The organism is Paracoccus sp. C2R09 (assembly GCF_018860625.1).
Lineage (GTDB): Bacteria > Pseudomonadota > Alphaproteobacteria > Rhodobacterales > Rhodobacteraceae > Paracoccus.
In genome coordinates, this window is the sequence record NZ_JAHKQB010000001.1 from 89,063 (window position 1) to 101,821 (window position 12,759).

The window sequence follows — 12,759 nt, forward strand, 5'->3', positions numbered from 1 at the left end:
GCAGCGGGCTTGAACGGGGCATTGCACCCCGCACCAACAGGAGATCCCCAATGGCCGTCACGGAGACGATCGAGAATTCCGGGCCCGTCCGCGACGGGCTGATCGAGGAATCCATTCTGCCCACCCAGCTGAACCAGCGTCCGATCTCGATGCTGGGCTATGCGTGGATGTTCGTGGGCATCGCGGTGATCATCGCGGGCTACTCGCTCGGCGCGTCGGGCGTCGCGGGGGGCGTGCCCCTGGCCACCGTCATGCTGACCATCTTCGCGGCCAACCTGCTGATTGGTGCGATCATGGTGCTCAGCGCCGATATCGGGACCGAGCACGGCCTGTCCTTCGCCGTCTATCTTCGCGCGCCCTTCGGCCTGCACGGGACGCATCTGCCCGCGATGACGCGGGGGATCGTGGCGGCCGCGTGGTTCGGGGTGCAGACCTATCTGGGGGCGCTGGCGCTGAACGGGATCGGCGAATATTTCCTGGGCTTCGACAACTGGGTGGTCTGGTACGTGGCCTTCGCCGTCCTGCAGGTCGCCAACACCGCCACCGGCATCAAGTCGGTCGAGCGTCTGGCCGCCCTGGCCGCGCCGGCCATCATCGCGATCTCGATCTGGATGTATCTGAAGCTGGAAGGCATCGCCCAGACCGAGGGCATCAACATCTGGAATTTCGACGCCACGGGCGAGATGACACTGGCCGTGCTGTTCATCGCCAACCTCGGCTTCTGGTCCACCCTGGCCATCGACATCCCCAACCTGACCCGCTTCGTTCGGACCGAACCGGGGGCGCGCGGCTTCTTCCGCCGCAACCGCGGCATCCTGCTGGGGCAGGTCGTGGCATTGCCGGTGACGCAGGCGCTGATCGCGGGGCTGGGGGCCGTGTCCTTCATCGCGACCGGCAACTGGAACCCGGTCGAGGTCATCCAGGGCGAAGGGCAGGGCCTGTCGCTGATCGTCCTTCTGGTGCTGGTCGTGCTGGCACAATGGTCCACGAACAACTCGGCCAACCTGATCCCCTCGGCGCTGACCTTCGTGAACCTTGCGCCGCGGGTCATCAACTACAAGATCGCGGTGGTGCTGGCCGGGATCGCGGGCACGTTGTGCTTCCCCTGGGCGCTTCTGGACAACCTCTTCGTGTTCCTCAGCTATTGCGGGGCGTTCCTGTCGGGCATCGGCGGGATCATGATCGCGGATTACTATGTCCTGCGCCGCCGTCGCCTGAACGTCCCCGACCTGTACCGTGCGGATGGTCAGTTCCGCTATGTCGGGGGCTTCAACCCGGCGGGGCTGATCGCATGGATCGTGGCGGGCGCGATCGCCATCGCCATGTCCGATTACAGCTTCGTCATCGGCTTCCCCCTGGGCTTCGCACTGTATCTGGTGCTGATGTTCACGCTGGTGCTGCCGCGCTTTCCGCAGGCCGAACGCCAGCCGGGGGCGGGGGATGCGTTCCTGGCGACCTCGGCCGGCTGCAGCTGGGTCCACCTGGGCGAGGGGCGCTTCGACCGCCAGTCCGCCGCGAAGACCGCCACCGCTGCGGGCCGCGAGGATCTGTAACCCGCATGATCGGGGCGGTTCGTGCGCCCCGACAAGCTGACACCACCCTGCGACCGGCCCCCTGGGGTCGGTCGTCTGCGTTGGGGACGGCCATGACGGACCGACATGCGTCCCGTGCCTCTGATCCGATCGGAACACGATTCCCTGAATGATACCCCCAGTGATACACCTTGACAGCATGCGGGGCCGGACCACGGGTCAGGCTTACCTAACTGTTAAAAGTATAGGCTGCAGGTTTTTTCGTATCATCCAGTGGTGGAATTCTGCACCCCTGCGGGTGTATTGGCGCCGCGTTAATAAACCTGAGAATGTATTTCAATTCGGCATATCGGCATAAATCCCAAGATATGCAGTCTGCGCAATTGTATGCGCAATAATGAAAATTTTAGCTATTCCGGCCCCTTATTGGGTAAATCATATCGCGGCAATACGGCTCTACTTTCGGTTGTTATCAAACTGCCGATGAAATATGCGCATCGCGAAAATATATATTGTCAGGCCGCGTCAAACCGTCTCACAGTAAAGTCATATCTGAATACAAACGTTCCTGAAGTTCGAGGGTCCGCAGGTGCCCGTCGACATTTTTGCCCGCATTTTGTGGCGCAAGATCAATCCCATATGCGCAGGTGATCCCTGCCGGTGGGGTGGTCGATGGTGGCCGGGTATTTATTAGTGAGGGAAGTAGAATGGCCGTCTCCAACGATTTTTCCGCCAGTGAACTTGATCTGAATGGCCAGGTTGCCATCAACAGCCCCACGGCCCTTGTCTGGGGCGTCGACGGCAGGCTCTATGTCACCGAGGTCGATGGCGACGTGAAGATCCTGACCGTGGCCTTCGGGGACAAGGACCCTGCCGATGACGATCCGACGGCCTCCTTCCATGTGACCGCGGCCGAGACGGTGGGCCTGGTCAAGGCGATCCAGAACCACAATGACGACGGCTCGATCTCGACCGGCAGTCAGCGCCAGGTGACGGGGATCGACGTGACGCCCCAGTTCGACGCGGATGGCAACCCGGTCATGATCGACGGCAAGCCCGCGGTGGTGATGTATGTCACGTCCTCGGACAGCCGCATCGGCGCGGGCGGCTCCGGCAACGATGCCAACCTGGACACGAATTCCGGCGTCATCACCCGGCTGGTCCAGACCGAGGATGGCTGGGATGCCGTGGACATCGTCCGCGGCCTTGCCCGGTCCGAAGAAAACCACGCCACCAACGGCCTCGAGGTGATCCAGGAGATCGATCCCGATACGGGGATGCTGATTTCCGAACGCATGATCGTGGCGAATGGCGGGAACGCCAATACGGGCGCCCCGTCGAACAATTTCGCGGGCCAGCAGGAACAGCCGCTGTCGGCGGCGATCCTGGAAATCGACCTGGACGAGATCCGCGCCATCGAGGCGGCCGATGGCCTGAAGCTGGATAACGGCCGGGCCTATGTCTACGACCTGCCGACGCTGGACGATCCGACCCGCGACGGCGACGATGCGAACGATCCGTTCGGCGGGAACGACGGCGTGAACTCGGCCAAGCTGATCGCCGATGGGCCGGTGCAGATCTATTCGGCGGGATATCGCAACGCCTATGACGTCGAGGTGACCGAGGACGGTCGCGTCTGGACCTATGACAACGGTGCCAACAACAACTGGGGCGGTCGCCCGGCGGGCGAGGATTCCGACGGCGACACGGATTCGACCGAGGCCGCCGAACTGGCCGGCCCTCCCGAGGGCTATATCGCCACCAACCTCTTCGTCGAGGACAACAGCGAGATCGCGGGCAACTACAACCCCCAGAACTGGGACCAGATGCACGAGATCACCCGTTCGGACGACCTGAACGGGCGCAGCCTGTCGGCGGGCCTGGGCGGTGCGCTGACCTATCAATGGGACCACCCCGATTTCGACGAACCGCTGACCCTGGTCTATGGCGGGCACGCGAACCCGACACGGGCCGAAGGGTCGCGTGCAGGGATCCTCTATACCCCGACGGCGGGGGTGGACGGGGCCAAGCTGATGGTCTCGAACCTGGATCGCGGCGATGGACGCAGCGACTTCCTCGACGTGGTCGAATGGTTCCAGGAAATCGGATATACCGATGCCTTCATCGCGAATACCGTCGTCGCGCTGAACCCCGGCACGCGCTATGCCGATGAATTCGTCGCGGGCTATACCCTGCCGACTACCACGGGCGTCTATTCGCTGGTCGAGGATGCATCGGGCCCGGTCGGGCTGCCTTCGGACATCGCCGAGATCGTCCACCAGGTGAACGAGATCGAGGGCGATTACCGCGAGCCCGGATTCACCGACGGGGCCATCGACACCGGCAAGGGGTCGGTCAACGGCCTTGCGGAATACACCTCGTCGATCTTCGACGATGCGGGGCAGGGCACGATGCAGGGCGCGCTGTTCGCCGCATCCCTGAACCAGGGCCAGTATTACATCATCGGCCGGGACGAGGACGGCATCGTCCAGACCGCCACCACCGCCGATCGCACCGTCGCCGCCGACAAGGGCTTCGTGCAGTCGGGCGGCGCCCCCCTGGGCGTCGCCTCCATCGGGGACGACCTGTCGGCCTTCGGCAACAACGCGGCCTTCCAGGGGTCGATCTGGGGCGCGATCTACAAGCAGAACGGTCCCGTCATCGAGATCCTGCAGCCGGGCAATGCCGATACCAACCCGCTGCTGGGCGTGAACTTCTATGCCGGGCAGGAACCCTTCGACCCGGTCGACAACGACCTGGACGGCGTGGACCATCTGAACGACCCGTTCGAATTCGACGCCGATAACGGCCTGGAACTGACCGCGGGCGAGCGGTTGGAGCTGAACTTCAGCCAGGTCGATCTGGCCGCGAACCCCGAATTCTCGGGGACGATCGGCGATACCGGCCTGCTGGGCGCGGCGCTGGACGGGACGACGCCCAACCGCGATGCCATCACCGAGGCGGACGGCGCGGCCCCGGCCGATCGGATCGACGGTTTGTTCGACAATGCGGGCAACATCATTCCGGGCGGGAACGCGCCCATCCTGCAGATCAAGGACGTGCAGGACGGCACCGCGATCGGGGCCGCCAACACGCTGCGCGACGGGCTGCACACGGGCGTGCGCATCGCGGACGACGTCCAGCGCATGGTGGCCGAGGTCGATATCGCGAACTGGTGGAACGACCAATCCGGCGGCGGCCGCATCACCGGGCTGACCTTCGGCGACGGCACGCAGTCGAACTTCATCCGCTTCGTCTTCGGCGATATCGGGGGGCAGCTGGGCCTGGAACTGGGGGTCGAGACGGGCGACAGCTATGCGGTGCTGGCGACGGTCACCGATGCCGATTTCCTGACAGCCCTGACCGATGGCGATGCGGGCACGCTGCGCGGCAAGCTGGTGACCCTGCAGCTCGAGATCTCGGATATCGGGGGGGATTACGCGATCTCGGCCCGCTACAGGGCGGGCGAGGGCGCGTCCTTCACCGAGGTCTCGGTGGATGCGGCGGTGCCTGCGGGCGTCCTGCGCGACGTGCTGGACGGGACGCATACCATCTCGGACGGGGATACGACGCTGCCTTCGGGTGCCGCGATCGGGATCGTGGCCCAGAAGGATGACGGCGTGTCCTTCACCGCCGTCGATTTCCACGAGATCCGCATCGAAGGCTTCGGCAACGAGATCGAGGTTTCCGACGCCTCCGCCGCCAATGCCCAGACGGGCACGGCGGGCACCGACACGCTGATCTATACCGGCGACGACACCGCGCCCGTGACCCTGCAGCCGGGGGTCGAGAATATCGACGCCAGCGGCACCACCGGCAGCTTCGCGATCACGGGCAACGACCAGGCGAATGTCGTCACGGTGGGCGCAGGCGCAAACACCGTCACCACGGGCGCGGGCGCGGATGTCGTGCGCGGCACGCTGGCCGATCTGAACGGCGACATGATCACCGACTTCTCGAACGAGGATGCGCTGCTGATCGAGGGCTTCAGCTCGGCCGATATCGACGAGATCGGATATTCTTCCGGATCGCTGGTGCTGACGATCAACGGTCAGCAGATCACGCTGGACGGCGAGAACTTCGCCGATACCACCGACGAGGATGCGGCCGACAGGGTGAACCTGACCGACACGGCGGACGGGCTTCGCATCACCGCACGCGCGCCCCTGGAACCGGTGGTCGCGATCAATGCGGGCGGCACGGGCACCTTCACGGGGACGCTGCGCGATACCACCCTGACCTTCTATGGCGACGAGGGGGGCGCGGTGGACGGGCCGGGCTTCACGACGCCGGGCGCCACCAAGGCCTATCCCTCGGGCGGGCCGGGCGGCTTCGATTTTCCGGGGACCGATCTGGACCAGCTGCTGGGGACCGAACGGTCGAACGGCAGCGCGTTCGGCTATGACATCCCTGTCGCCAACGGCACCTACCTGATCGATTTCATCTTCGCCGAGATCTATTGGGGCGGCGGGTCCTTCCCGGGTGGCGGCGGCGATGGCAGCCGGGTCTTCGACATCAATGTCGAGGGACAGGTCGCGTTCACCGATGTGGACATCCATGCCGAGGCCGGCGGCAACGGCATCCAGCTGGTCAAGACCTACGAGGTCGAGGTCACGGACGGCACCCTCAACATCGAGATCCCGCCCGCATCCTCGGACCAGGGCAAGCTGTCGGGCATGGTCGTGTGGTCGACCAGCGGCGCCTATGTCCCGCCGCCCGACGCCATCGCGCCGGTGATCGAGGATATCTCGTTGGAAAATCCGCAGAACTTCGGTGACGGCGACCGTGCGCTGACCGTCGTCCTGACCGACGAGACGGGCTTCGACATCGACGATTTCGCGGGCCTCGACGGATCCGAGATCACCTTCGACGGCATCACGCCCGATGCGATTTCCGCGCCCACCGTCGCGCTGTCGACGAACGGGATGACCGCCACGCTGACCTATCAGGTCACGGGCGAGGGCAACGCCTGGGTCGATGGCACGACGGGCACGATCCAGATCGATGCGGGGGCCTTCAGCGATGCGGGCGGCAACGGGACCGCGGCGGCTTCGGCCGGGTTCGTGGTGCAGTCGAACCTGGATGCGCTGGTCCGCGGCGAGGTGCTGCGCGCGATCAATATCGGCACGACCGACACGACGGCGGCCACGAATCTCGGGGGGGATCCGCTGGATGGCGGTGCGGTGGACAACAACCGCTATGGCGGGGCGATCGCGGCGGACAGCCTGATCACCGACGCCTTCGGCAATCCCGTGGCCTTCGAGGCCGACAACGCCGCCTATCACAGCTCGCCCAAGGCGAATGGCGCCTTGAACGCGAATGTGGACGGGCAATCGGGGTCCACCGGATCGAATGCGGGGGGGATCGACCTGGACGGGTCGGCCTATCACACCTATCGCGATTCCACGGCGGGCAGCTGGACCTCGACCTTCGACGGCTTCGCGAACGGCACCTATGTGGTCGAGCTGCATTTCGCGGAACTGTTCCAGACGGCGGCGAACACGCGGGTCGGTGACTTTACCGTCAACGGCGTGGTCTTCGGCGACGATTACGATGCATTCGCTGCGGCCCAGGGTGGCGCGGGCGCCGACAAGCCCAGCTTCATCCGCAAGGCGGTGACCGTGACCGACGGCACCATCCAGGTCCTGGTCGACGATGTCAGCGCGGGGCAGCCCGGCTACAGCGCGATCGTCGTCTACGAGGCGCTGGATCCTGACCTGCCGCCGACCCTGTCGGTGGGCGACATCACCGTGGTCGAGGGCGAAACCGCCGAGATCACCATCACCCGCCTGGGCGATCTGTCCGAGGCGGTGACCGTGGACGTGGCGCTGACGCCGGGGACCGCGGATGCCGCCGATATCGGCGCGGCCTCGGCGACCCAGGTGACCTTCGCCGCGAACCAGACCGTCGCGACCATCACCCTGCCCATCATCGACGACGACGACGAGGAGGGTGCCGAGACCATCGGCGTCACCCTGTCCAACGCCACGGGCAGCGCGGTCATCGCCAACGGCACGGCCACGATCACCATCGCCGCCAGCGACAGCGGCATCCAGGCCCCGGTCGGCACCACCATCTTCGAACTGGACTTCGAGGGCGGCGAGGGCGAGGCCATCGCGATCGGCGGCTTCGACGGCACCCTGGGCGACGAGGCGCTGACCCTGGACGAGGCGACCTCGCAGGTCACCGGCGGCAAGCTGGTCGTCCAGACCGCCGAGGGCGACATCAATGACGGGGCCGACAACGGCAGCATCAACGACTTCACCAAGACGGTCGATCTGAGCGATCCGGCCATGACCGAGATCTACCTGACCTCTCGCTTCGACAATCCCTTCACCGAGGATGTGCTGATCGCGCAGGGGATCACCGACGGGCGGCTGCCGAACTATGCCCAGCAGGGTCTGGTCTTCGGCACCGGATCGCAGGCGGCGGCCAACATGGTCAAGCTGGTCTGGGGTGCCGTCGCCGCCGGCGCAGCCGCGCCGGACGCGATGGGCGTCCAGATGTGGAGCAAGGCCGGCGGGTTGGACCAGAAGGTCCTGCTGGCCGACATGCTGGCCGAAGGGCTGGACCAGTTCGACGTGGCATCGGTGGAAATGAGCCTGGTGATCGACAAGGCCGCTGGCACCGTGGGTCAGTACGTGACCCTGTTCGACGCCGCCGGCACCATCATCGGCGGCGTGCGCCCGGTGGCGACGGCGGGCTTCGCGACGGCCGCGCCCGTGGGGATGCCTGCGGCGGTCCTTGCGAACCTGACCTCGACGACCGAGGCCACGCATGTGGGGGTGACCTCCAGCGACAACAGCATCGGGGAAGGTGCGTTCACCAGCTTCGAGGCGTCCTGGGACTTCCTGCGCCTGTCCTCGCCGCAATATGCGGGCGGGCCTGAACCCGATGCGGACGGACCCACCGCCAGCGTCTCGATCGAGGCACCTGCGCTGGACGCCGATCCGATCGTCGTCAGCGTCGCCTATGCGGATGCGTCCGATATCGATCCCGCGACCATCGATGCCGGTGACGTGGTCCTGACCGGACCCACGGCGCCCGGCGCGGTCACCGTCGCCTTCGATGCCGAAACCAATGTCGCGACCTACAGCTTCGCGGCCCCCGAAGGCGGCTGGGCCGAGGGCGAATACGGCGCGACGGTCGCCGCGGCCGAGGTCGCGGACCTGGCTGCCAGCCCCAATGCGAATACCGGTGGCGAGAACGCCATCGCCACGTTGTCATTCGAGGATGAACCAGTGCCAGAGTACACAGCAGGCGAAATCGCCCTTGCGATCAATGCAGGCGGCCCGGCCATGACCATGGAAGGCATCGCATTCGAAAGCGGGCAGGGCGCGACCGAAGGTCCGTTCTTCGGCGGCCTGATCTATACCGATCCGAGCACCGGATCGTCCGGGAACGGCCCGCAGCCGATCTTCGACGGCACCGTCTACAAGACCGAGATCAACGGCAATTCGGATGGCGACTTCACCTTCTCGGCGGCGGTCGACAGCGAAAAGCTGTATTTCGTCGATCTCTATCTGGCCGAACTCTATGCCAGCCAGCCGGGCCAGCGGATCTTCGACGTCTTCGTCGAGGGCGGGGCCGAGCCGGTGCTGAACGATTACGACATCCTTGCCGTGAATGGCGGCGACATCAACAAGCCCGTGGTCGTGCGTCTGGCCACCCCCATCGCGCCGGGCGAGAACGGGCAGATCGACCTGTCCTTCGTCGCGGTCACCGATCGTGCCAAGGTCAGCGCCATCGTCATCCGCGAGGCCGTGCCGGTCGGCCCGGATACGCTGATCTCGGTCTCGGGGCCGGGCGAGGTGCTGGAAACGGGTGACGGGGCCGACCAGATGGTGGCCTTCACGCTGACGGCCTCGGATGCGGCGCTGACGGGCGACGTGGACATGACGGTGCAGGTGGATGGCGTCACCTCGGCGGTGACGGTCGCCTTCACGGACGGCGTCGCGACCTTCGAGGTGGCGGTCCCGACCGACACCCGCTGGAACGGCGCCGAAGCGGTCGCCTTCGAGGTGATCTCGGTCGAGAGCGAGGGCATCTCGGTCGATGCGGGCGCTGCCGCGGCCACGGCCACCGTGACCGAGGACGATCCCGCCGACAGCCACGATCTGTCCGATGCGTCCGATCCGGTCGTCGCGGGCGATTATTCCGACGACCGCCTTGCCCCCAGCGATATCGGCGCGATGCAGCAGGGCGAGAACATCCTCTATGCCACGCAGCAGGGCGATGCCGAACCGGGTGCGCGCGATCGCGACTACATCACCTTCGAGGTGCCCGAGGGCATGGTGCTGAGCGCGCTGTTCCTTGACGGATACGTCACGACCGAGGTCGCGGGCCAGGCCTTCATGGGGCTGCAGGTCGGCAATGCGGTCACGGTCGATCCCCTGACCGGTGAACCCGACGCGGGCAGCGAGGGGCTGCTGGCGGGCATTGTCTATGGCGATGGCAACCTGAACGGCGATCTGCTGGAACTGCTGGCGGCGGGCGACCCGAGCGATGCGCAGGGGGCCGATTTCCCCGGCTTCGACGGGGTGCTGACGGCGGGGACCTATACGCTGTGGCTGAACCAGGGCGGGCCGTCGACCAGCGTGACGCTGCGGGCGGTCGTCGAACCGGCCCCGATCGCGGCGCTGTCGCTGTCCATCGGCGATGCCACCGTGACCGAGGCCGAGGGCGCGTCGCTGGACTTCGCGATCACCACGGACCAGCCCTTCACCGGGCAGATCGAGCTGACCTTCGACACCGCGACCGAAACCGGGCTGACCCAGATCGTGGACATGACCGACGGGGCGGGCATCCTGTCGCTGCCGGTTGCCGATGACGACGTGGATGACGGTGACGAACAGATCGACCTGACGATCACCGCGGCCGTCGACCAGGCCGCCGCCGATCCGGTCGCGATCACGCTGGCCGATGCGGTGGCCGTCGGCACGATCACCGAGGATGACGGCATCGATCCTGCCGATATCGACGGCGACGGCATCCTGAACCAGGACGATCCCTTCGCCTATGACGCGTCGAACGGGATGGACCGCGTGCTGGGCGAGGGCGTGACCTTCCGCCAGGACTTCGACACCGATACCGACGATGTCTTCGAGGCAGGCTTCACCGGCATCATCGTCAATCAGGGTCTGGACCCGGCGGGCATGTCGGCCGACGACCCCTATGGCGACCGCACGACCGAGGGCACCAGCCTGGTCGAGGATGGCGTGCTGAAGATCGAATCCAGCGAAACCGACCTCTATGACACGGGCACCGGGGCCAGCAACACCGTCAAGGACAACTATCACTCGGGGGTGGATGTCTCGGATGTCGACAGCTTCACGATCGAGGGTCGGGTCCAGGGCGGCTGGCTGGGCACGGTCCCGCAGCAATACGCATCCTTCGGGATCACGGTCGGCGCGGGTGGCACGGACGATTACGTCAAGTTCGTGATCAGCGGGTTCCAGACGACGCCGCGCTTGCAGCTGTCCAATGAAAACAGCCTGACCGGCGCCAAGGAACAGAACATCATCCTGGCGACCCAGGACCCCGAGATCGTCGAGGAGGATATCGCCTCGGTGATCTTCCGGATCGAGGTGGACAAGTCCGGCGACGCGCCCAGCCTGACGGCGACGGCGATCCTGCTGGACGCGTCGGATGCGGAACTGGCGACGATATCGACCGGGCCGCGCGCGATCGTCGGATCGCTTGCCGCCGCAATGGAAGGGAACAACCCGCTGACCGGGGGCACGGGCGGCATCGCCTATGGCGTCTCGATCACGGATTGGTCGAACGGGGCGGGCAACCGCTTCACGGGCGAATGGGACTATCTGGAGATTTCGGGCCCGGAAGCAGCCGATGCACCGCCCGTCGTCGATCAGGGCATTGCGCCCCAGGCGATCGACGAGGACGCGCCCTTCAGCTTCGTCATTCCCGAAGATGCCTTTGCCGATGACGGCGGAGCGGCGAACCTGGTGCTGACCGCGACCCTTGCGGGCGGTGGGGCATTGCCCGACTGGCTGGTCTTCGATCCGGAAACCGGCAGCTTCAGCGGCACGCCCGAACAGGCGGATGTCGGTCAGATCACGGTCGAGGTGTCCGCAAGCGACGGCGTGAACGCCCCGGTCGCGACCCAGTTCACGCTGGACGTGACCGAGGTGAACGACGCACCGACCGCAGCGCCCATCGATGCGGGCAGCGTGGCCGAAACCGGCGCCCCCGTGGCGATCGATCTGCTGGAGGGTGCGGCCGACAGCGACGGCGGCACCCTGGCCGTGGCCAATGTCACCGCGACGGCGGGCGATCCGGCACAGCCTGTCACCGTGACCCAGGTGGACTCTGTCTTGACGGTCGATCCCGCACAATTCGCGGATCTTCTTGCCACCGGCGAAAGCGTGTCCGTGACCGTTGCCTACGAGGTGACGGACGGGCAAGGCGGTGTCACCGCGAATGTCGCGACCCTGCTGGTCGAGGGGCTGGACGGTCCCTTCACCTGGTATGTCGATGCGGATGGCGACGGATACGGCCTCGACGATGCGGCGACGAACCAGACGGGCTATGACCAGCCCGACGGCACGGCAGCGCTGGCGGGCGATGCCGATGATGCGGACGCGACCGTCTATCCCGGCGCACCCGAGATCGAGGACGGCAAGGACAACGACCAGGACGGCGAGATCGACGAGGGCTTCGACGAACCCGCCGAGGTGACGCCGATCCTGTTCCAGGCGGGGGATCTCAGCTCCTATGACCGGCAGGACAAGAACCCCACGGGGGCGGCGATCAGCGGCGATGGCAGCACGCTGACCCTGACCGGCAACACCTGGAAGAAGCTGGCCCTTGCCGAGGCCGTCACGGTCGAGACGGGCAGCGTGCTGCGGGTGACCTTCTCGTCCGATGTCGCGACCGAGATCTCGGCCGTGGGCCTGGATACCGACAGCAACCTCGATACCCTGCCGCAGGCGCTGTTCACGCTGGCGGGGACGCAGGACTTCGCACAGGGCGATCAGACCTACGACACCTATCAGGTGGGCGACGGGCCCGTGACGTTCGAATTGTCGCTGGATGCCTGGGCGGGTGAGACGTTCCAGTATCTCGTCTTCGTCAATGACGCGGATTCGCTGAACATCGGCACCGCGAACGGGGTCTTCTCGGATGTGGCCATCGTGGGGCCGGGTGCGGTGCCCAACAGCGCGCCGGTCGCCGTGGCCGACAGCCTGACCGCGACCGAGGATACCGC

2 protein-coding genes are annotated in these 12,759 nt (G+C 66.0%); both read left to right on the top strand.

Annotation, left to right across the window (positions count from 1 at the left end):
- The first annotated feature begins 50 nt into the window (after window positions 1-50).
- Window positions 51-1,553, top strand: coding sequence for an NCS1 family transporter (locus KO490_RS00390; RefSeq protein ID WP_216017417.1), 1,503 nt, complete (start codon window positions 51-53; stop codon window positions 1,551-1,553).
- Window positions 1,554-2,239: 686 nt separating this feature from the next.
- On the top strand, window positions 2,240-12,759 hold a 10,520-nt coding region (locus tag KO490_RS00395), incomplete at its 3' end, for a malectin domain-containing carbohydrate-binding protein (RefSeq protein WP_216017418.1).